Here is a 19,337-nt window from a genome sequence, read left to right as displayed (position 1 = left end):
AATTCATAGTCCAGTGGACGTGCTCTGGCGCGCGGAATAGACGTCTGTCCCGTCGCGGAAGATCAGGGTGATCAACGACAGGCCGAAAGTGCTGCTGGACCGGCTGTCGGATATGCCTCGACCGCGATATCCCGCCACGCCAGGATACCGAAACAGGCCAGCAGTGCCATGATCATGAAGACGATGCGGCACAGGCACGGCCCGACGCGGAGCGATCGTCCTTGATTCTCTATGCACCGTCCTTTGGCCATCTTCGATGGAACCATAGCCACGATGACGGGTAGCTGCGAATCCATCCTTCGACATGGCGATTGATCGCCGACATAATTGAGATTTCGTCCTCTCTCTGGTCATTGGACAAATTGATCTGGAGCGCGGGTTCGCAAATGAGACGAAAGCGTGCAGGACCGGTTCGTACGACCCTGACGGGAACGATGTTTCTATCAAAGCGTAGTGCGAGATGCGCAATGGCGGGCGCGGTCCATGCTGGCCTGCCGAAAAAAGGAATCTTTATTCCATCGTTCATTTTTTGGTCGACTAGAAAGCCAACCGTACCACCGGTGGACAAATGTGCGATAATCGCTCTGGCGCCCTGACGACCCTTGGGGAACATTTTTCTTCCCCGGCTGGCACGTTTCCTGATGTCCTGAATCAGCCAGTCGACAACGGGGTTCTTGGTCCTGCGGTACACCCCACCCACTGGTAAGCCAAGTGCGCCGGCGATCGGGAGGATCATTTCCCAATTTCCCAAATGCGCTGAAAAGAATAGTGGTGGATTTCCCTTGCGCCATGCCTGCTCGATGAACTCTTCACCGACGATCTCCCAGCCTGGACCATCCTGTGTACGGACAAGGTTCGGCAGATGTGGAAATTCGGCAACGAGGCGGCCGAGATTATCCCAGGCGTCACGCATGATGGCATGCCGACGGGATTCGGCCATTTCCGGAAATGCGATTTTAAGATTATTAAGGGCCACACGGGAAACTGCGAGGGTAGGACCGATGGTTCGTGCGAGAATGGCCCCGAAGTGGGAACACATCGTGGGTTCCAAACATTGGAGCAGGCGAATGGCGCCGCCCAATGCCAGCCCTTGCAAACTCTGTAGCGACCGGGCGACGCCGACGTTACACGTCAAGGTCACGATCGGTCACGCGTCGCGAGACGCTCCTGAACATTTCGCAACCCATAATGATTGCCGCATATGAGATGGTACTTGACCGGCATCCAATTGTCTCGTTTGGTTGGAGTTCAAGGACGTCAAGAGTAAAGAAGACGGATCCGCACCAATGAATGCAATTCAAACCCGTCTCGCGCGGTGGCCTCATTACGAGAGACGTCGGATAAGTTCTCATCGAGGTCACTCACCATGGTATGGTGCTTTATGTCATTGGAGGCATGTACTGGAATCGTTGTGAGACCAGTTAAACGATTTATTGTCTCTGCATTGTGAGTTCTTTATTATATATTTCATTGGCATCTTGCGATATATACATAAAAATATTTTGTTAACATTCATTATTTCATGGAGATGACATTCTGATTCGCAGCGACGGCAAGGTTATCAGGTTTGATTTTTCCCTGGATACCCTCTTGTATGAATGCCGCTCGGTGTTGAGTCGTCATTGCGCGCAGGCTTGCATATTCGTCGAGAGAGTTCCTTTCAACGTCGTCGGTTACAGCGAGGGTGCTCGCCCTTCCGTCCACGACATCCAGGCCAGATGATGCGCCCCTGACCACGGACACCACGCCCGCGCTGACGAAAGTCGTCGGATTCAGGACAATTCCTGCGAGACTTCCCGCGGCATCACGTGCATTGGAAAATCCCATAAGAGGCAATTGGACATCCGGCCCAGGCCCTATGCCCCAGACACCAAGTGTCTGGCCGAAATCGGCGTTGTGGTATGGCATTCCCCATACCTGGGCAAAATCGAAGATCCCCAGGACTCCTACCGTCGAGTTTATGGTAAACCGTTTGAGGGTATTCCAGGAGCGGCTGAAGTTTCCCTGTAGGACATCATTTACAAGTACTTTCGGCTCATTGAGATTGGTGGAAAAATTATGAATGCCACGTTTGACGCCGCCAGGCACATTGGCCGCATATGTCCGTGCCACCGGACGCAGCACATGATGATCGACGAAGAGATTCCCGTCGAATACAGTACGATTGGCTGGTGCGACCGGATCATTCGCGACGATGTCATTTTTATTGTGCGCGCACCCGGCGGCGAACATTACTGGAAAGAAAAACAAGATATATTTGGAGGATCTGATTGGTGTTACCTGCATGACGAACCTGTTCCTTCGGATTGTGTCTGCGCCAGTGCGTCGTATCCTTGGAACTCTACCTGATCGCATTCGGTTTTTGATGTCAGCTTTTTTTCAAAAAAAGGGTGTATTGTGTAAGATCTGACATAAAACCGAAGCAACTTGACATCATTTTGGGACAACTTCCTGCTAAAAGGGCGCATGACGAACATGACCCACCTTCTGATCGTAGATGATGACGAGGAAATCCTGTTGCTTCTAACACGATTCTTCGAAACTTACGGGCATGAGGTCAGTGTCGCTAGCGACGGACGTGAAATGTTCGCCGTATTGGAGGCGGCATCGATCAACCTCGTTATTCTTGACCTTATGATGCCCGGAGAGAACGGTCTCGAACTTTGCGCGGAACTTCGAAAGAAATCACAGGTTCCCATCATAATGCTGACTGCTGTTGATGCCCTGACCGACAGAATCGTCGGGCTTGAACTTGGAGCCGACGACTATATTACCAAGCCGTTCGATCAGCGTGAGTTGCTGGCGCGAGTCAAGGCAGTCTTGCGCCGCATAGAGCCGATGCGGCAGCCAACAACCCAGACACGGCCTTTGCTGTTATTTGGTTCCTGGCGCTTGGACATCGCACGCCGGGAGTTGAGGACGGCAAAAAACATACTGATTCCGCTGTCCGGGCGGGAGTTTGATTTGCTGCTGGCGTTCGTCGAGCGCCCGCATGAGGTCATGAGCCGTGATCAACTTCTCGATCTGGCCCATGGGGAGCGTCATGATGCCTTCGACCGTTCCATCGATACGCAGGTCAGTCGGTTGCGACGCAAGCTTGAGCCGAATGCGAAAGATCCATCTATTATAAAAACCGTTCGGAGTGGTGGATATATATTCACTTTGGACGTGCGGCCAGGATGAAGTTCCTGCTCATCTACGATACAATCGCAAGACGTCTGGCCCTGACGGTTCTGCTCGCGGTGTCGGCCTCGGTTTGCCTGTATATATTCTTCATCAGTACAGCAGGGGTTTGGGCTAGGCCGGATCTGAGCGAGACGGGGCTGGAAGGGCAAGCGGCGACGCTGGTCCGGATATACTCGGTTATTCCGCGTGACCTGCGGGCCCAGATCGCCGCTGCGGCGACAAACGATGTGTTCAGGATGGAGTGGCGTCCAGAAATTCCCGCATCCCCCAGGGAAGGTGCCTCGTCGTCCGTTCAGGCGGCGATGCGTCGCCTTCTCAATGATCCCGACCGAAAAATCGTTCTCTATCAAACCTCTATTTTCGCACGAACGGTTCCACATGACAGGATTTTTGGCACGGACGCTTACGGTATGGCCATATCGCTTTCAGATGGCTCGTGGCTGATCTTCAAGGTGCCGAAGCGACGGTGGGGTATGGGACCCTGGATGCGCTATACTTTGATAGGCTGCTTTGTTCTCGTTTCGACAGGCGCTGTCTCGTGGTTGGGTGCCCGGAATCTTGTCAGGCCGTTCGAGGCATTCACGATTGCCGCCCGCCGCTTCGGTACAGATCCGAATGCGCCTCCGATGATCGAGCGAGGCCCGAGAGAGCTTCAGGCGGCAACGGCATCGTTCAACGCGATGCAGACCCAGATTCGCCGATTTATAACGGATCGAACGAACATGCTTGCCGCTATATCGCATGATCTCCGGACGCCATTGACGCGGGTGCGGCTGAGAGGTGAATTCATCGACGATCTCGATCAGCGGCACCGACTCTTTCGCGATGTTGACGAGATGCAGACAATGATCGACTCGGCGCTTGCTTTCTTTCGCGATGAGACTTTGGCCGAGCAGTCCACGACCTTCGCACTTACGGAGTTGCTGCAAGTGATTGTAGATGACCTTGTCGACCAGGGTCGTAACGCCAAACTTCATGAAGCGGAGCCTGTTGTCTATAGCGGCCGACCAGTTGCTCTCAAGAGGGCATTTGGAAATATTATTGAAAATGCTTGTGCATATGGAGATGAGGCTGTGGTTTCCATAGAAGCGAACGGCCATGGAACCATGGTTTCTGTCCGGGACCGGGGTCCGGGTATTCCGGAAGACCATATCGGGAAGGTCTTTTCGCCTTTCTACCGCGTCGAACTTTCGCGCAACCGAAAAACGGGTGGTGTCGGATTGGGGTTAACATCGGCTCGCGCCATCGTCCATGCCCATGGAGGCGAAATTAAACTGCTCAATCACGAGCAAGGCGGCCTACAGGTTCTCATTGTTCTTCCGTAGGTAGATGCAGGTTGTATTCAGAGGAGACCGTTATGGGGAAACATTCTTCCCGTCGAAAAGTTTTCATTGCAGTTGTTGGCGTTGCATGTTTGGCGGTAACACGTTCGGCATTCGCAACTGATTCCGCGCTTGCCGCGAAAGTCTTCGTGAAGACGCTTGGCGGTCAGTTGGTGGATATCATTAACAGCGATATGTCGCCTTCAGAAAAGAAGATTCAGATCCGTCCTTTCCTGGATAGGATGGTGGATGTGGATGATGTTGCCCGTTACTGTTTGGGCACATATTGGCGAACTTCGACACCCGAACAGAAGCAGCATTATCTTGATTTGTTTCATGCTATGTTTACGAATTCGATCGCCGACAGGCTTGGTGATTATCGTGGGGTGACGTTCAGTATAGGTCGCGCTTCACCCTCCGGTGACGATATGGCCGTGGAGACAGTTATTGTTCGCCCCAATCAGACGAGGGCCAACGTCCTGTGGATTGTCAATCAGGCGAGTGGTGGTCCAAAAGTCGTGGATATGATAGCTGAAGGTGTAAGTTTACGCTTAACGGAAAGACAGGATTATGTCTCCTATATTGAACGCAATAATGGCAATATAGATGCGCTGATTCGGGCTCTGACACGCCAGATCGAGCGGCATGGATAATCTGAAGGCCGTACAACGCGAATGCTTAGGAGACCTGGGCGCGGATGACGAGTGTGTCTGGTATTCTGCGTTTTTATACGCGGCGAGCAGCGGGCGTTTAAGTTCAGCGTGATCCGCTGGGTGGCGGAATGGCGTGCGAGCGGCCGGGAGCACGCGCCGCGGCAGGGTGATGATCGTCGCTCCCATCGGATCGAGGCCTGGTCGGGCGTCTTGTTGGCTGCGATTGAAGCCAGGGCAGACATCTCCCTCATCGCGCTGGCGGAGAAACTTGCTACGGAACATGGGGTCCGCTTCGCGCCGAGCACGATCTGGCGCTGCCTTGACCGTCACGACATGATCGTAAAAAAAACGGCGCACGCCAGCGAGCAGACACGGCCCGACGTCGCAGAGCGGCGCGAGGCCTGGTTCGACAGTCAGCCTGACCTTGATCGGGCCCGGCTGGTCTTCATGGACGAAACCGCCGTCTCGACGAAGATGGCCCGTCTGCGCGGATGTCTGCTCAATGTAAACGCCAAAGGCGGTTGGCGTTGGCGCGCATATTCACGCGCTTCAGCAGACGAGGGTGACTGTGGCGCGTAGCCCGTGGGGCGTGCGGTTGCCCAGGCGGATGTCGCCGCCGAGGCCCCAGATGATGTTGCGGGCGATGGCCAGGCCCAGGCCGGTGCCGCCGGTTTCGCGGTTGCGGCTGATTTCGGCGCGGACGAAGGGTTCGAACATCCGGTTGAGATCCTCGGGGGGGAGGCCGGGGCCGTCATCCTCGATCAGGACCGTGACCAGCCTTTCGCCCTCGTTTTCCGGCAGCGGCGTTTCCAGCGTGACCCGGGCGCCGCCGCCATAGAGGATGGCGTTCTGGATCAGGTTGTTCAGCGCGCGCTTCAGCGCCACCGGGCGGGCCTCGATCGTCACCGCCGGCGGGGGGACGGCGAAGCCGATCGCGTCGGCCTGGTCGGGGTGGGTTTCCGCGGCTTCGTCCAGGATGGTCTGGAGCAGGGCGGTCAGGTCCAGGCGGCCCATGGGCTCGCGCCGCGAGGTATCGCGCCCGAAGGCCAAGGTGGCGGAGACCATGGCCTCAAGCTCGTCCAAGTCGGCCAGGAACTTGCCGCGCAGCTCGTCGTCCTCGACGAATTCGGCCCGCAGCTTCAGGCGGGTGATGGGGGTGCGCAAATCGTGGCCGATGGCCGTCAGCATCAGGGTGCGGTCGGTGAGGAAGCGCCTGATGCGGTTGGCCATGGTGTTGAAGGCCTGCGCCGCGCGGGCGATTTCCAGCGGCCCGTCCTCGGACATCGGTGGGGCGTTGACGTCACGGCCCAGGGCCTCGGCCGCTGCCGCCAGGGTGCCGACGGGGGCGACCAGCCGCCGCACGCCCCAGACGATCAGCACGCCGCCGGCCACCGTCATCAGCGCGAAGGCGGTCGGGAAGGTGGGAGAGCGGAACGGATTGGGCGCCGGCAGGGTGTAGCGGATCGTCAGCCACCGTGTCTCGTCGGGCAGCAGGAACGCCACCGCCCGCCGGGGCGAGCCGTGCGGCGCGCTGAACAGGATCTGGCGCGGCCGCAGGTGGGGCGGCAGCGGCGGCTGGCCCTGGGGCGAGCGGGCGAAGGGCGGCCGGTCGAAGGGCTCGTGCCCGAAGGGGGGCTGGCCCATATGCATATGGGCCAGCGGGTCGTTGGCCGTCTGTTCGACCATGTCGGGGTCGGGGCCGGGGGTGAGGGCGATGTGGAAGGTCGCGGGCGGGTGCAGGGCCTCGAGTTCGGCCTCGCGGTCCTGCGGCTGGGTCTCGACGATCGAGCGATAGATCATGCCGACATGATTCTGGCTTTCCTGCTGGATCATGCGGCGGTCGAAATCGATGCGGTCCAGCGCGTGGACGGTCAGCCCGATGGCCTCGATGATCCCCAGGCCGACGATCAGCAGCAGGCTGGTGCGGGCTGCCAGCGAGCGGGGCCAGAACCAGCGGAGCACGCGGCGGGGCAGGCTGGGCGTGCGGGCGGCCTGGCCCGAATCGGCGGCGTTCATTCAGCGTCGGTCTTCAGCTCTGGTCATCAACTGCGTTTATCAACTGCGTTCATCAACTGCGTTCGACATCGGATGCCAGCACGTAGCCGCCCCCGCGGACGGTCTTGATGAGCTGGGCGTTGCGGCCGTCATCTTCCAGCTTGCGGCGCAGACGGCTGATGGCGACGTCTATCGCGCGGTCGAAGGGGCCGGCCTGGCGGCCGCGCAGCAGGTCGAACAGCATGTCGCGGGTCAGCACCCGGTTGGCGCGGTCGAGCAATGCCGTCAGCAGGTCGTATTCGCCGCCCGTCAGTGCCACCTCGGTGCCGTCGGGGTTGAGCAGCCGCCGCCTTGTGGCGTCCAGCGTCCAGCCCGAGAAATGCAGGCACTGGGCCGCGCCGCCGGCGCCGCGCAGGGGAGCGGCCTCGCTGGTCCGGCGCAGGATGGCGCGGATTCGCGCCAGCAGTTCGCGCGGGTTGAAGGGTTTGGGCAGGTAATCGTCGGCGCCCATTTCCAGGCCGATGATGCGGTCGGTCTCCTCGCCCATCGCCGTCAGCATGATGATGGGCACATTGGCCTGCTCGCGCAGCCAGCGGGCGAGTTCCAGACCGGTTTCGCCGGGCAGCATCAGGTCCAGCACCACGATCTGGTAATGGCCGGCCTGCCACGCCTTGCGGGTTTCGCGCCCGTCGCGCGCCGTGGTGACGCGGAACATGTTGCGTTCGAGGAAACGGGCGAGAAGATCGCGGATTTCGCGGTCGTCGTCGACGACCAGAATATGAGGCAGGGGCTCCATGCCTTCGTTCTAACGTGCTTTTTCGCGCCGTGCAGCCGGTGTTTCATTCGGTTGCAATCGGGGCCCGGAAGGGGCGGGGCCGGAAAAAAAACGCGATGGACCCGCTGGAAGCCTGTGACAGGAGCGCCCGGTTCATGCACAGGATTGGGAATGGAACATTCCACCCTGTCCCCGGTCGCGCGTACGCCCGGCCGTTTCGTACGTCCGGCGGTCCTGTCCGGCGCGCTGTCGGCCCTTCTTGTCCTGTCGGCCGGCGCCGTTCGCGCGGCCGACCCGGTGGGGCCTGGCCCGGATGGCGGGCCGGGAGTGTCCTTTCTCGGCAATCCCGCGCGGGACATGCCGACGGGCGACCTGCCGGAGCTGACGGCGCCGCCGCCGGTCGTGCTGGCCGCGCCGCCGCCGGTGCCGGCCGAGCATGGCCATGCCGCGCCAGCCACCGCCGCGCACCGGCTGGGCAGCCTGATCGACCGCGACGTGGTGGCGCCCGATGGCAGCCATGTGGGACAGGTGATCGACGTGCTGCTGGACCAGGAGGGGCGTCCGGCGGCCGTGGTGGTGGATGTCGGCGGTTTTCTGGGGGTGGGCAACCGGCGCATCGCCATTGCGTGGGATGCGTTCGTGATGGGCGGGCTGACGGAGAAGAGCCCGGTCAAGCTGCGCATCGACGGGGCGGGGGTCCGCTCGGCCCCGGCCTATGACCCGACCTCGATGGACGTGACGGTAGTCCAGGCGCCGCCGCCCGCGCCCGTGGCCCCGGCGGTGGCTCCCGCCGAGGCCGAGCCCGGTCCGCTATCGGTCGAACCCCAGCCCGCGCCGCCGCCGCTGGTGCCCCCCGCGCCGGGTGGCGGAGGAGACGAGCCGCCCGCCGGGCATGCTGCCGCCGGCCGGTCGGGATTCATGGCGCGATGAGGCGGCGCGGCAAGGGACAGCGCGGGGACGGCCCTGCGTGAAACTGCCCAGGAACAGCCAGCGCGGGCTGGATTTGCTCAATTTCTTCGTCGGAAATCTGCAGGCTTCCTTCGGCTCGTTCATCGCGGTGTATCTGACCGGCGCCCACTGGACGCAGGGCCAGATCGGCTACGTCCTGAGCATCGGGTCGGTCACCGCCATGGTCAGCCAGGTTCCGGCCGGGATGCTGGTCGACCGGCTGCGCGACAAGCATCGCGTGGCGGCGCTCTCGATTCTCGCCGTGATCTTCTCGTGCCTGCTGCTGGCCATCTTCCCGCAGCAGATGCCCGTCGCGCTGGCGGAGGTTCTGCACGGGCTGGCGAGCTGCACGCTGACGCCGGCGATCGGTGCCATCACCCTGGCGGTGGTGGCGGCGCAGGTGCTGCGCCTGCCCGATGACGGCAAGGGGCTGCTGGGCGAGCGATTCGGCCGCAATGCCAGTTTTGCGTCCATCGGCAACGCCATCGGCTCGGGGCTGATGGGGGCGGTGGGTTATTGGGTGTCGCCCCAGGCCACGTTCTTCCTCGGTGCCGCGCTGGCGATGCCGGGGCTGATGGCGCTGATGATGATCGAGCCGGTCGAAGCGTCGGCCTCGATCAACACCGCCGCCGTGGCCGAGGGCGAGCGGCCGCCCCGCACCAAGGGAGCGATGTGGGAATTGCTGCGCGACCGGCGGCTGTTCGCCTTTGCGATCTGCGTCGCCTTCTTCCATCTGTCGGCGGCGGGTATCCTGTCGCTGGCGGCGGGGCAGGTGACCAAGGATGCGGGCAATATCGCCGAGATCGTGATCGCGGCGTGCATCCTGCTGCCGCAGTTGGTCGGCGCGGCGCTGTCGCCGGTCATCGGCCGGCTGGCGGAGACGATCGGGCGGCGGCCGGTGATGCTGGTGACCTTTGCCGCCCTGCCGTTGCGGGCCGCCCTGCTGGCGACGACGAGCAACCCCTATCTGATCATCGCGATCCAGTTGCTGGACGGGATCAGCTCGTCGTCGTTCGGCGTGATGATGCCGCTGGTGGCCGCCGACCTGACGCGCATCAGCGGGCGGTTCAACATGTGCATGGGCATTCTGGGGCTGGCCATGGGGGCGGGGGCCAGCTTCTCGACCACGCTGGCCGGCACGGTGGCCGACCGTTCGGCCTCGCTGGCCTTCCTGATCCTGGCTGCAGCGGGGCTGGTCTGCGTGATTCTGGTGGCGCTGCTGATGGGCGATACGTCGCGCCCGGATGGGGTGCCTGCCGTGGCCGAAGGGAAGGATGCGGCCGAGGGAGGGGCGTAGGGTAGCGGCCGTTCGCTGCGGGCGATCACATCATGATGGCCGGCAGCGCGCGATGTAGGCAGGGAGCGTCGCGCCGTGCATTCTGGGTGCGTCATCCAGATCGTCATGCACGCATCGGGTTCCGATTCCCGTGACGTGCGTTGGCCAGTTGGCTTTTGGAAGGACTCGGCATGCGTAATTTCCGGAATCGGCTTCACCTGTATCTCGCGCTGCGACGGCAACGCATGCCGTCGACGCGTGGGACGTTCGGATGGGTTCCGGGCTGGGGTTTCTTCGCCGTTCTGATCGTCCTCAGCCGCGTTGCGCTGGCAACGCCCTATGTCGTGCCGTCAGGCTCCATGCAGCCGACATTGCTGATCGGCGATTATCTGTTGGCCCGGCCGCTGGCCTATGGCATCAGCACCGCCAATCTGCCGTTCGGCAATCGCCTGCCCCAAGGGGGGCGGCTGTTCCAGCGCCTGCCGCGACGCGGCGACGTGATCGTGTTTCGCAGCCCGGCCCGGACCGACACCACCTTCGTCAAGCGTGTGATCGGGCTGCCTGGTGACCGGATCGCTCTTTCCGGCGGGCGGGTCTGGCTCAACGGCCGCGAACTGGCCTGGAAGGATGAAGGGCCGGCGCGGGAGGAACTCTCCGACGGCCGCACCGTCCCGGCCGAACGGTTCACCGAGACGCTGCCCGGCGGCACGCGCCATCTGTTGCTGAAAACGCCGGACGGCACGCCGCTGGACGATATGGCGGAGGTTACGATCCCGGCCGGCCATCTGTTCGTGATGGGGGACAATCGCGACAATTCGGCCGACAGCCGTGTACCGCAGGCGGAAGGCGGCGTGGGCCTGCTGCCGCTGTGGAACCTTCAGGGCAAGGTGATGGTCGTTACCGTCTCGCGCGACAGCGTGGCGCCACTGGGTGGCGTCGGCGATTATCTGGCCTCCGTTCGCCCGGCCCGCTTCCTGAAATGGGTGGACTGACCGTCGGGCGGCCGGCAGGCCCCCACGCCGCCAGCCTGCGGAGTGGAGGCATCGGGCGATTGCGCGAACTGTCTCTTATCGGTCGAGCCAGGCGGGAACCGGCAGGTTCTTCTCGCGCAGGAAGGCGGGGTTGAAGAGCTTGGACTGGTAGCGGCTACCGCCGTCCGAGAGGATGGTGACGATGGTGTGGCCGGGCCCCATCCTGCGTGCGACGCGGATGGCGGCCGCCACGTTGATGCCCGACGAGCCGCCGATCGACAGGCCTTCGTGGATCAGCAGGTCGTAGATCAGCTCCAGCGCCTCGGGGTCGGGGATGCGTTCGGCGTCGTCGATGGCGATGCCTTCCAGATTGCCGGTGACGCGCGACTGGCCGATGCCCTCGGTGATCGAACCGCCGCTGACGCTGAGGTCGCCGGACTTGACCCAGCCGTACAGGGCCGAGCCTTCTGGGTCGGCCAGCACGATCCGGGGGCGCGCGCGGCCTTCGGCGCGGGCGGAATCCTCCAGGCCCAGGGCGATGCCGGCCAGGGTGCCGCCGGTGCCGCAGGAGCAGGTGAAGGCGTCGATCTTGCCTGCCGTCTGGGTCCAGATTTCGGGGCCGGTGGTGACGCGGTGGCCCTCGCGGTTGGCGAGATTGTCGAACTGGTTGGCCCAGACCGCGCCCGTTTCCTCGGCCAGGCGGCGGGAGACGTGGACGTAATTGCCCGGATCGCGGAACGGCTTGGCCGGCACCAGGCGCAGGTCGGCGCCGATCATGCGCAGGAAGTCGATCTTCTCCTGGCTCTGGGTCTCCGGCATCACGATCACCGAGCGGTAGCCGCGCGCGTTGGCGACCAGCGTGAGCCCGATGCCGGTATTGCCGGCCGTGCCTTCGACCACCGTGCCGCCGGGCTTGAGCACGCCGCGCCGTTCGGCATCGTTGATGATCGCCAGGGCGGCGCGGTCTTTTACCGAGCCGCCGGGATTCATGAATTCCGCCTTGCCCAGGATCTCGCAGCCCGTCAGCTCAGACGCGCGCCGCAGGCGGATCAGCGGCGTGTGGCCGATCGCGGCAGTCATGTCGGGGGACGAGGTCGTCCAGCCGATCGAGGCGGGATTTGCACTTTGGCCCATAACGCAGCACCTTCTCCGCAACGTGCGTGGCGGCTGGGTGCCGCCGGAATGCGCCCGGCCGGGGCCGGGCGCCCGTTCAGGCGCACAATGTGCATTCTTGCGATGGGACACAAGATGATCGAGGACGTAGCCCCCACCGAAACCTGGGACGCGCTGGGCAATCGCCCGCAGGCGCAGTTGGTCGACGTGCGCACCGATGCGGAATGGATGTTCGTGGGCCTGCCCGACCTGACGTCGGTTGGCAAGCAGGTGATCCCGGTGTCGTGGCAGACGCTGGGCGGCCAGCCGAACCCGCGCTTTGTGGAGCAGCTTCAGGCGGCGGGACTGACCCCGGAGCATGAGATCCATTTCATCTGCCGCTCCGGCGCGCGCAGCCATTCCGCCGCCATGGCGGCGCGGATGGCGGGATTCGCGCATGTGTTCAATGTGGCGGGGGGATTCGAGGGGCCGCTGGATGCCGAGGGGCATCGGGGTGCCAAGGCGGGGTGGAAGGCCGACGGCCTGCCCTGGCGCCAGAATTAATGCTGTAGACGCGCGCTGGCGGCGATCCGGCGCGCGTTTCCTGTGCTCGGATGCACACGACCCATATGGCCGCTGCGCTTCGGTGCTCGCAAACGCACGCCGGGCGTGCCGCTTTGCGGAACTCTCGCTCGCCAGCCCACGTTTCCGGCACAAACTGCGATGCCTGCACTGGATTGCACTGCGCGGTTGGCGCGGGCTTCTAGCGGGTGGGGATGTGTTTTAGTCTTCGCCCGCCCATTTGATTGTTTTGTGTCAGGTAGCCTTGATGACTGATCCTTTCGTCACGCCCCAGGATGCGACTGCCGCCGCCGCGATTGCTGCGATCGGTGAGGAGTTGGACCTCTTTGATGACTGGATGCAGCGCTACCAGTACATCATCGAACTGGGCCGCACGATGCCGCCCTTTCCCGCCGAATGGATGGATGATGCCCATCGCGTGCCCGGCTGCCAGAGCCAGGTGTGGCTGGAAATGACCGCGCGGGACGGCGTGCTGTTCTTTGCCGGGGCGTCGGACGCCGCCATCGTCTCGGGCTTGGTGGCGCTGCTGCTGCGCGTTTATTCGGGGCGGAGCGCGGAAGAAATCCTGGCGACCGATTCCGGTTTCCTGCGTGATCTGGGGCTGGTGCAGGCGCTGTCGACCAATCGCGGCAACGGGGTCGAGGCGATGGCGCGGGCCATCCGGCATGCGGCCGCCCAGGTCGGCGCGTAGACACGCGGCTGGCGGCGACCCGGTGCGCGTGCCGGGTCGTGTCGCGGTTCAGTCTTGCCCGGCTGGTTCGGCGTCGGCGTCGTACAGCACCTGCAGCACGACGCACCATGGATAGCGTGGGTCGTAGCTGTGGCCGGTGGCGTCGGCCAGTTTTCCGTCCGGCCCGACCGGGACGTGGGTCAGGGCCACCGTGTCGTCGACATTGCCGCCGATGATGCTGATCTGGCGGCCGAAGGGCTGTCCGTTCTGGCCGGTGGCGACCACGATGCCGCAATGGGCCGGGAAACCATATCGCGTCGGCAGGTCGGCGAAGCGGACCGATTTGCTCGCACCCCGGCCGACGCAGATCAGGTCGCCCAGTGCCGGGGCGTAGGCGGCCGGGTCCTGCGCGCGGACGCCGCTTTCGGTGCCGGAGGCGGCGGCGTTGATATACGTCGAATGGTTCGGCGAATAGACGAAACGGTCGTTCGCGCCGGCTACCCGCATGACGTAGGAAATGAAGGCCGCCGACCAGGCGAACATGCCGTCATGGACATAGTCGGTAATCGCGCCTTCGGTATTGTGCTTGCCGGTCCAGGCGACCTCGCGTTCGCTCGGGTCCTGGCCGATCCACCAATATTCGCCCACGCGCTGCCACAGGCCGGGCATGCGTTCCGGCTTGACGGTCGCGCTGGCGGCCTCGGGGCGCTGTTCGGGGTCGTCGTCATCGACCGCCTGCCCGAACATCCGCCATTCCCGCATCGCGATCGCGGCGACGTCCTGGCGGGTGAAGGGTTCGAAATTGCGGCTGGCGAAGTCGGGGACGTGCTCGTCCACCACCAGCGCGCCCTGGCCGTTCGCGTATTGCGCCGATGGCGTATGGGCTCGATGCGGGGAGGGATAATGCGGGGCGCAGGCGGCGAGGAGCGCCAGGGGGGCCATGAGGGTAATCGTGCGGGATGCCGTCATTGCGACCTTGCGCGACATTGATTCGCTTCTCCATTCAGCGCGGACCGGCTGTGTCGCGCGCACGACGCCGGCCCCTTACCCATAGGACGCGACGCGTGGCAGGAAAAGAGGCCTCGTCGGGGGAACCGGAGCAGGCGACCGGGGACGTCCTCCTGGAGTCCAGCAATATTATGAAATGTTTTTTCATTGCCGTATGGCCGGTTCTGGCGCCCGATGACAGGCGACGGCTCGGCCGTCGCTTGCATACGAGGGAAAGACTTGGCCGGAGCGTACGTACGCTCCGGTCCTTTTTGCGTTCTCTCCCCATCGTTGAGTCCGCTCTCGATGAGAGCCGGGCAGGAAGGAGCATTTCATGCCGATGGAAACCATTGCCGTCTCGGGCATTCCCTTTCCGGTCTCGCGCATTGCGCTGGGCACATGGGCGATCGGTGGCTGGATGTGGGGTGGCGCGGACGACCGCCAGGCCATCGCCACGATTCACGAGGCGCTGGATCTGGGGATCAGCCTGATCGACACCGCACCGGTCTATGGGTTCGGTCATTCGGAGGAGGTCGTGGGCCAGGCGCTGGAAGGGCGGCGCGACAAGGTGGCCATCGCCACCAAGGTCGGGCTGGACTGGAAGGACGGCAAGCCGTTCCGCAACTGCTCCGCCGCGCGCATCCGGCAGGAAATCGAGGATTCGCTGCGCCGGCTGCGCACCGACCGGATCGACCTCTACCAGATCCACTGGCCCGACCCGTCGGTGGCGATCGACGAGACGGCGCGGGTGCTGGAGGATCTGCATCGCGAGGGCAAGGTGCTGGCGCTGGGGGTGAGCAATTTCTCGGTCGCGCAGATGGAGCAGTTCAGCGCCGTGGCGCCGCTGGCGGCCGTGCAGCCGCCCTATAACCTGTTCGAACGTGCGATCGAGGCCGATATCCTGCCCTGGTCGGTCGGGCATGGTCTGGCCGTGCTGGCCTATGGGCCGCTGTGCCGGGGGCTGCTGTCGGGCAAGATGAAGGCCGACAGCCATTTCGGGAGTGACGATCTGCGGAGTGCCGATCCGAAATTCCAGGCGCCGCGCTTTGCCCAGTATCTGGCGGCGGTTGCGGCGCTGGAGGCGTTTGCGAAGGAGCGGTTCGGTCGGTCGGTGCTGGCGCTGGCGATCCGCTGGGTGCTGGACCAGGGGCCGACCATCGCGTTGTGGGGGGCGAGGAAGCCCGAGCAGATCGCCGGGATCGATCAGGCGTGCGGCTGGACGCTGTCGGCGGAGGACAAGGCGGAGATCGACCGTATTCTGGCGGCCCACATCACCGATCCGGTGGGGCCGGAATTCATGGCGCCGCCGGGCGGTTGAGGCTGATCACATCGGAGGCTTGTCGTTCAGAAACCGGTCAGGAGCAGGTCGAGGGCTCGGGTGATATCGTCCTGGTGGATGGCGAGAGACGCCACCACTTTCTTGAGCTCCCGATCGGGCACGGCGGCGAGGTACTGGGTCATCATCACCCAGGGCAGCCCCTCGAACGCGAAGACCGGATTCAGTCCTTTGGCGGGTTTCGGGGCTTTGTGGGGCGGCAGGAACGGCACAACGACGCGGGTGCCGAGTTCCTGGAGCAGATCGGCGCGGTGTCCGACTGCCTAATCCCTCCTATTGGGATGCGAAACACACAGTGAGGCTCCTGACGCCCTGGGCGCCGCGGATGAGGACGCCCTGGATGTCGGCGGTGGCGGAGGGGCCGCTCATCAGCACGCCGTAGCGGGCGGTGTGGAATTCGGGGCGCAGGTAGGCGGTGTGCATGTTGGCCGTGATCTGCGCCGGGTCCAGCAGGACCACCATGTGCTGGGTCAGGTGGGCGATGGCGTTGAGGTGGAGCTGGGATTCGCTGAGGAAGATCGAGCCGGTCTCCGCGATGCCGAAGGCGGCGCGGACGATCGTGACGTCGACCGGTTCGGCGGCTTGCGGGGTGGGCAGGTCTTCGATGTGTACCGTGCCGGTGGCTTCGGGGACCAGGGAGCAGATCATCAGGCCGGGTTGGGGGAAGCGGCGGGCGATGGCCTGGTCCAGTGTCTCGTCAGGGTCGCGGTCCAGCATGGTGCCGCCCATCGGGATGAGGCTGGCGGTGAAGCGTTCCGGGCTGGCGTCGGATTCGCCCAGCAGGGCCGGCTCCGGCAGCGGGTGGGCGGCCGGGTCGGGGCTGTTGCGGCGCAGGGTGGCCAGGATGGTGTCGCGGGCGCTCATGGCGTGTTCTCCGCATTGTCGGTTTGGCCGGGCTTTGCCGCCGGGCGGTTGCGGCGGTACCAGCTATGGAAGGTTTCCTTGACCGGTTCGGGGAGTTCCCGGTTTTTGCCCCAGGGGTTCAGCCAGTTGTACAGCGCGAAGCGGGGCAGGGTGCCGAGTGCGGTTTCGGTGCCGGCGATGGCGGCGCGGTAGAGTTTGGGCTGGCCCATCAGCTTGCCGGCCATGTGCATGATCTCGCGCTTCACGAACGGCATCTGGTGGTGTTCGACCAGGACCTGCCGCCATTTGAAGAGCTGTTCGTGGATGTTGATCTTGACCGGGCAGACATTGGTGCAACTGCCGTTGAGCGTCGAGGCGTAGGGCAGGGTGCTGTATTTGCGCTCGTTGAAGGTGGGGTCGATGATCGCGCCGATCGGGCCGGAATAGACCGCGCCGTAGGACAGGCCGCCCGAGCGGCGGTAGACCGGGCAGGTGTTCATGCACGCGCCGCAGCGGATGCATTTCAGCGAGGTCCAGAAATCGTCCATGCCCAGCCGGGCGGAGCGGCCGTTATCGACCAGGATGACGTGCATTTCGCCGCCATCCTGCGGGCCGCGGAAATGGCTGGTATATTGGGTGATGGGCGAGCCCAGGGCGCTGCGCGACAGCAGGCGGATGAACACGCCGAGGTCGGCCATGCGGGGCACGACGCGTTCGATGCCGATGGTGGCGATATGCACGCCCGGCACGGTGGCGCTGAGATCGGCATTGCCCTCGTTGGTGCAGACGACGAAGGTGCCGGTTTCGGCCACGAAGAAATTGCCGCCGGTCATGCCTGCGTCGGCATGCAGGATGACCGGGCGCGCGGCCAGGCGCTGTGCCTCGGCCAGTTGGTGCGGGTCGTCGGCGTCGGGGTCGGTGCCGTAATGCCGGGCGAAGATCCGGGCCACGTCCTCGGTCAGCTTGTGGACCGATGGGACGACGATGTGGCTGGGCAACTGGTCGTCGAGCTGCTGGATGCGTTCGCCCAGGTCGGTCTCGGTGACTGTGACGCCGCGCGCCGCCAGGTAGGGGCGGAGGTCGCATTCCTCTGTCACCATCGACTTGCTCTTGATGAGCGTCCTGGCGCCGCGTGCGGCCAGGATTTCGGCGACGATGCGGTTATGCTCCGTGCCGTCGGCGGCCCAGTGGACGTGGATGCCGTTGCGTTTGGCGTTGCGTTCGAATTGTTCCAGATAGTCCGCGAGGTTTGCCAGCGCGTGTTCCTTGATGGCCGATGCCCGGCTGCGCAGTTCCTGCCATTCGGGCAGTACATGCATCTGGGCGTCGCGCTTCTGGCGCATGTCCCACAGCCTTGCATCGTGGAAGTCCAGATGCGGTTTGTCGGCGATGAAGGTGGCGGCGGCGCCGGCGTGGTTGATGGGCTTTTCCTTCATTGCCGGGCTCCATTGAGGATTTCAGCGATGTGGATGAAGCGGATGTTGACGCCGGCGCGCTCGGCGCAGCCGCGCTGGTGCATCATGCAGGAGGAATCGGCCGACACGATATATTCGGCGCCCGCCTGGTGATGGTCGCGGACCTTGTCGAGCCCCATGCGGGCGGACACGGCTTCCTCGGAGACGGAGAAGGTGCCGCCGAAGCCGCAGCATTCGTCGGGCCGGGCAGGGGTGGCGAAGCGGATGCCCTTGACGCCGGACAGCAGGGTCATGGGCTTGGAGAAGGCGGGTTCGCCCAGTTCCGACATGCTGGCGGTGCGGAGCGCGCGCAGGGACGAGCAGCTATTGTGCAGCCCGACCGTATGGGGAAATTCCGCCCATGGGAAATCGCGCACCTTGAGCACGTCGTGCAGGAATTCGACCAGCTCGTAGGTGTTGGCGCGGACGTGGCGTACGGCGTCGGTCTGTTCGATGGCGTCGAAATGCGCGCGGACGTGATGGGTGCAGCTTCCGGACGGCATCACGATGGCGTCGAAGCCGGCGAACAGCCGCACGAACAGGGCTTCGGACGCCGCGGAATCCGACACGCAGCCGGCGTTCGTCATCGGCTGGCCGCAGCAGGTCTGCTCCTGCGGGTAGGTGACGTCCTGGCCCAGCCGTTCCAGCAATTCGAGCGTCGCGATGCCGACGCCGGGATAGAAGGCATCGATATAGCAGGGCACGAACAGGCCTATTTTCATTCGCATCGGGCTTTCCCCCCCTCGGCACCGCCGCCCGTGCGGGCCGTCATGATGGGCCGTTTCCGGCCTTCTCGGTTCTTGGACCGGCGATTGTTATAACAAGATGCGGGGGCGACTCAACCGGGGGATTTCTGGGGGCTTGTCCCGGCGTCAGTCATTGTCGGGGTCGGTCGCCGGCCGCGTTGCCGGTGATGCGTATCCATGCGCCCCGGCTTTCCATGCAGGCGGCGTATTGGGTCTTCAGGCGCTTGAACTGATTGCCGCTCCCGCCGCTCATCGCCGTCATGGTGCCGCTGGTGGCCGCGTTGACGGAGGCATCGGTCTGGCAGAAGGCGTCGGCGGCGTGATAGGCGTCGCTGTCATGGTCCATGATCGCGCGGTAGCCGGAAACGGAGCCGTAGATCGAATGTTCCTTGTGCGGGTGCGCCTGCGCCGGGCCGGCGAGGCCCATGCCCGTTCCGGCCAGCAGCAGAAGCAGGCGGCTTGCGTCGATGCGGAGGGTCATGGTCGAAATCCCTGTTTCTG

21 protein-coding genes are annotated in these 19,337 nt (G+C 63.7%); 10 read left to right on the top strand and 11 right to left on the bottom strand.

The window, feature by feature from the left end; all coding sequences use genetic code 11:
* Positions 1 to 229: 229 nt before the first annotated feature.
* Together HLH36_RS11845 and HLH36_RS11840 are read right to left on the bottom strand one after the other, a co-directional pair.
* The gene (locus HLH36_RS11845) at positions 230 to 1,141 is read right to left on the bottom strand and encodes a lysophospholipid acyltransferase family protein (protein ID WP_338030441.1); all 912 of its coding nucleotides are present in this window, start codon (positions 1,139 to 1,141) and stop codon (positions 230 to 232) included.
* Between the two features lie 374 nt (positions 1,142 to 1,515).
* Positions 1,516 to 2,286 carry an MlaA family lipoprotein gene (locus tag HLH36_RS11840; RefSeq protein WP_182986567.1) on the bottom strand — a complete coding sequence of 257 codons (771 nt, stop codon included), beginning with the start codon at positions 2,284 to 2,286 and terminating at the stop codon, positions 1,516 to 1,518.
* A 180-nt stretch (positions 2,287 to 2,466) separates the two neighbouring features.
* Here HLH36_RS11840 and HLH36_RS11835 point away from each other — a divergent pair, with 180 nt between their 5' ends.
* Genes HLH36_RS11835 through HLH36_RS11820 form a run of 4 tightly spaced genes read left to right on the top strand, consistent with a single transcriptional unit; the run spans position 2,467 to position 5,740 of the window.
* Positions 2,467 to 3,183: a response regulator gene (locus tag HLH36_RS11835; protein WP_220792808.1), complete on the top strand. Its 717-nt coding sequence runs from the start codon at positions 2,467 to 2,469 to the stop codon at positions 3,181 to 3,183.
* Positions 3,180 to 4,511: an ATP-binding protein gene (locus tag HLH36_RS11830; protein ID WP_182986565.1), complete on the top strand. Its 1,332-nt coding sequence runs from the start codon at positions 3,180 to 3,182 to the stop codon at positions 4,509 to 4,511. The genes HLH36_RS11835 and HLH36_RS11830 overlap by 4 nt, the downstream gene beginning before the upstream one ends.
* Positions 4,512 to 4,543: 32 nt before the next feature.
* Entirely contained in the window at positions 4,544 to 5,161 is a 618-nt protein-coding gene (locus HLH36_RS11825; protein WP_246376761.1) for an MlaC/ttg2D family ABC transporter substrate-binding protein, read from the top strand.
* 51 nt (positions 5,162 to 5,212) lie between these two features.
* Positions 5,213 to 5,740: a hypothetical protein gene (locus HLH36_RS11820; protein ID WP_182986564.1), complete on the top strand. Its 528-nt coding sequence runs from the start codon at positions 5,213 to 5,215 to the stop codon at positions 5,738 to 5,740.
* On the opposite strand, the gene HLH36_RS11815 is transcribed toward HLH36_RS11820, so the two are convergent.
* Together HLH36_RS11815 and HLH36_RS11810 are read right to left on the bottom strand one after the other, a co-directional pair.
* Complete coding sequence (locus tag HLH36_RS11815) at positions 5,711 to 7,177, bottom strand: ATP-binding protein (RefSeq protein ID WP_182986563.1); 1,467 nt, start codon at positions 7,175 to 7,177, stop codon at positions 5,711 to 5,713. The two genes, HLH36_RS11820 and HLH36_RS11815, sit on opposite strands and share 30 nt — an antisense overlap.
* Before the next feature lie 52 nt (positions 7,178 to 7,229).
* A complete protein-coding gene (locus HLH36_RS11810) occupies positions 7,230 to 7,952 on the bottom strand; it encodes a response regulator (RefSeq protein ID WP_182986562.1) in 723 nt (240 codons plus the stop codon).
* A 150-nt stretch (positions 7,953 to 8,102) separates the two neighbouring features.
* Here HLH36_RS11810 and HLH36_RS11805 point away from each other — a divergent pair, with 150 nt between their 5' ends.
* The 3 genes from HLH36_RS11805 (at position 8,103) to lepB (ending at position 11,147) form a co-directional block, all read left to right on the top strand.
* Positions 8,103 to 8,861 carry a PRC-barrel domain-containing protein gene (locus HLH36_RS11805; RefSeq protein WP_182986561.1) on the top strand — a complete coding sequence of 253 codons (759 nt, stop codon included), beginning with the start codon at positions 8,103 to 8,105 and terminating at the stop codon, positions 8,859 to 8,861.
* A 37-nt stretch (positions 8,862 to 8,898) separates the two neighbouring features.
* Positions 8,899 to 10,176: an MFS transporter gene (locus tag HLH36_RS11800; protein ID WP_338030440.1), complete on the top strand. Its 1,278-nt coding sequence runs from the start codon at positions 8,899 to 8,901 to the stop codon at positions 10,174 to 10,176.
* A 170-nt stretch (positions 10,177 to 10,346) separates the two neighbouring features.
* Complete coding sequence (gene lepB / locus HLH36_RS11795; RefSeq protein WP_246376759.1) at positions 10,347 to 11,147, top strand: signal peptidase I; 801 nt, start codon at positions 10,347 to 10,349, stop codon at positions 11,145 to 11,147.
* A 75-nt stretch (positions 11,148 to 11,222) separates the two neighbouring features.
* Here lepB and HLH36_RS11790 read toward each other — a convergent pair whose 3' ends face one another.
* Positions 11,223 to 12,260, bottom strand: a complete 1,038-nt coding sequence (locus HLH36_RS11790) for a cysteine synthase A (RefSeq protein ID WP_182986559.1) — start codon at positions 12,258 to 12,260, stop codon at positions 11,223 to 11,225.
* 114 nt (positions 12,261 to 12,374) lie between these two features.
* On the opposite strand from HLH36_RS11790, the gene HLH36_RS11785 reads away from it, so the two are divergent.
* Positions 12,375 to 12,782: a rhodanese-like domain-containing protein gene (locus HLH36_RS11785; RefSeq protein ID WP_182986558.1), complete on the top strand. Its 408-nt coding sequence runs from the start codon at positions 12,375 to 12,377 to the stop codon at positions 12,780 to 12,782.
* A 265-nt stretch (positions 12,783 to 13,047) separates the two neighbouring features.
* Positions 13,048 to 13,491, top strand: coding sequence for a SufE family protein (locus tag HLH36_RS11780; protein ID WP_182964412.1), 444 nt, complete (start codon positions 13,048 to 13,050; stop codon positions 13,489 to 13,491).
* 48 nt (positions 13,492 to 13,539) lie between these two features.
* Here HLH36_RS11780 and HLH36_RS11775 read toward each other — a convergent pair whose 3' ends face one another.
* Positions 13,540 to 14,457 carry a DUF2272 domain-containing protein gene (locus HLH36_RS11775; RefSeq protein WP_182986557.1) on the bottom strand — a complete coding sequence of 306 codons (918 nt, stop codon included), beginning with the start codon at positions 14,455 to 14,457 and terminating at the stop codon, positions 13,540 to 13,542.
* Between the two features lie 334 nt (positions 14,458 to 14,791).
* Here HLH36_RS11775 and HLH36_RS11770 point away from each other — a divergent pair, with 334 nt between their 5' ends.
* Positions 14,792 to 15,775, top strand: a complete 984-nt coding sequence (locus HLH36_RS11770) for an aldo/keto reductase (RefSeq protein WP_182986556.1) — start codon at positions 14,792 to 14,794, stop codon at positions 15,773 to 15,775.
* 26 nt (positions 15,776 to 15,801) lie between these two features.
* Here the strand turns inward: HLH36_RS11770 and HLH36_RS11765 are convergent, their stop codons facing one another.
* The 5 genes from HLH36_RS11765 to HLH36_RS11745 form a co-directional block, all read right to left on the bottom strand.
* Positions 15,802 to 16,035: a CcdB family protein gene (locus tag HLH36_RS11765; RefSeq protein WP_182986596.1), complete on the bottom strand. Its 234-nt coding sequence runs from the start codon at positions 16,033 to 16,035 to the stop codon at positions 15,802 to 15,804.
* A gap of 31 nt (positions 16,036 to 16,066) precedes the next feature.
* On the bottom strand, positions 16,067 to 16,657 hold the full coding sequence (locus HLH36_RS11760) for a LutC/YkgG family protein (protein ID WP_182986555.1): 591 nt from the start codon (positions 16,655 to 16,657) through the stop codon (positions 16,067 to 16,069).
* Positions 16,654 to 18,072 carry a lactate utilization protein B gene (locus tag HLH36_RS11755; RefSeq protein WP_182986554.1) on the bottom strand — a complete coding sequence of 473 codons (1,419 nt, stop codon included), beginning with the start codon at positions 18,070 to 18,072 and terminating at the stop codon, positions 16,654 to 16,656. Before HLH36_RS11755 ends, HLH36_RS11760 begins: the two co-directional genes overlap by 4 nt.
* Positions 18,069 to 18,812, bottom strand: a complete 744-nt coding sequence (locus HLH36_RS11750) for a (Fe-S)-binding protein (protein WP_182986595.1) — start codon at positions 18,810 to 18,812, stop codon at positions 18,069 to 18,071. The genes HLH36_RS11755 and HLH36_RS11750 overlap by 4 nt, the downstream gene beginning before the upstream one ends.
* 154 nt (positions 18,813 to 18,966) lie before the next feature.
* Positions 18,967 to 19,317 (bottom strand): hypothetical protein, encoded by a 351-nt coding sequence (locus HLH36_RS11745; protein WP_182986553.1) that lies wholly within the window; start codon positions 19,315 to 19,317, stop codon positions 18,967 to 18,969.
* Between the last annotated feature and the right edge of the window lie 20 nt (positions 19,318 to 19,337).

It is taken from the genome of Gluconacetobacter aggeris, assembly GCF_014174395.1.
GTDB classification, from domain to species: Bacteria; Pseudomonadota; Alphaproteobacteria; order Acetobacterales; family Acetobacteraceae; genus Gluconacetobacter; species Gluconacetobacter aggeris.
The sequence above is the reverse complement of the archived record's forward strand: the minus strand, read 5'-3'. Positions and strand labels throughout refer to the sequence as shown.

Bases quoted from the DNA above. Each gene is read 5' to 3' on its own strand.
- HLH36_RS11760 (WP_182986555.1), bottom strand. From the start codon at position 16,657: ATGAGCGCCCGCGACACCATCCTGGCCACCCTGCGCCGCAACAGCCCC.
- HLH36_RS11775 (WP_182986557.1), bottom strand. From the start codon at position 14,457: ATGTCGCGCAAGGTCGCAATGACGGCATCCCGCACGATTACCCTCATG.
- HLH36_RS11745 (WP_182986553.1), bottom strand. From the start codon at position 19,317: ATGACCCTCCGCATCGACGCAAGCCGCCTGCTTCTGCTGCTGGCCGGA.
- HLH36_RS11805 (WP_182986561.1), top strand. From the start codon at position 8,103: ATGGAACATTCCACCCTGTCCCCGGTCGCGCGTACGCCCGGCCGTTTC.
- HLH36_RS11815 (WP_182986563.1), bottom strand. From the start codon at position 7,177: ATGAACGCCGCCGATTCGGGCCAGGCCGCCCGCACGCCCAGCCTGCCC.
- HLH36_RS11790 (WP_182986559.1), bottom strand. From the start codon at position 12,260: ATGGGCCAAAGTGCAAATCCCGCCTCGATCGGCTGGACGACCTCGTCC.
- HLH36_RS11840 (WP_182986567.1), bottom strand. From the start codon at position 2,286: ATGCAGGTAACACCAATCAGATCCTCCAAATATATCTTGTTTTTCTTT.
- HLH36_RS11750 (WP_182986595.1), bottom strand. From the start codon at position 18,812: ATGAAAATAGGCCTGTTCGTGCCCTGCTATATCGATGCCTTCTATCCC.
- HLH36_RS11755 (WP_182986554.1), bottom strand. From the start codon at position 18,072: ATGAAGGAAAAGCCCATCAACCACGCCGGCGCCGCCGCCACCTTCATC.
- HLH36_RS11825 (WP_246376761.1), top strand. From the start codon at position 4,544: ATGGGGAAACATTCTTCCCGTCGAAAAGTTTTCATTGCAGTTGTTGGC.
- HLH36_RS11830 (WP_182986565.1), top strand. From the start codon at position 3,180: ATGAAGTTCCTGCTCATCTACGATACAATCGCAAGACGTCTGGCCCTG.
- HLH36_RS11835 (WP_220792808.1), top strand. From the start codon at position 2,467: ATGACGAACATGACCCACCTTCTGATCGTAGATGATGACGAGGAAATC.
- HLH36_RS11770 (WP_182986556.1), top strand. From the start codon at position 14,792: ATGCCGATGGAAACCATTGCCGTCTCGGGCATTCCCTTTCCGGTCTCG.
- HLH36_RS11785 (WP_182986558.1), top strand. From the start codon at position 12,375: ATGATCGAGGACGTAGCCCCCACCGAAACCTGGGACGCGCTGGGCAAT.
- HLH36_RS11810 (WP_182986562.1), bottom strand. From the start codon at position 7,952: ATGGAGCCCCTGCCTCATATTCTGGTCGTCGACGACGACCGCGAAATC.
- lepB (WP_246376759.1), top strand. From the start codon at position 10,347: ATGCGTAATTTCCGGAATCGGCTTCACCTGTATCTCGCGCTGCGACGG.
- HLH36_RS11780 (WP_182964412.1), top strand. From the start codon at position 13,048: ATGACTGATCCTTTCGTCACGCCCCAGGATGCGACTGCCGCCGCCGCG.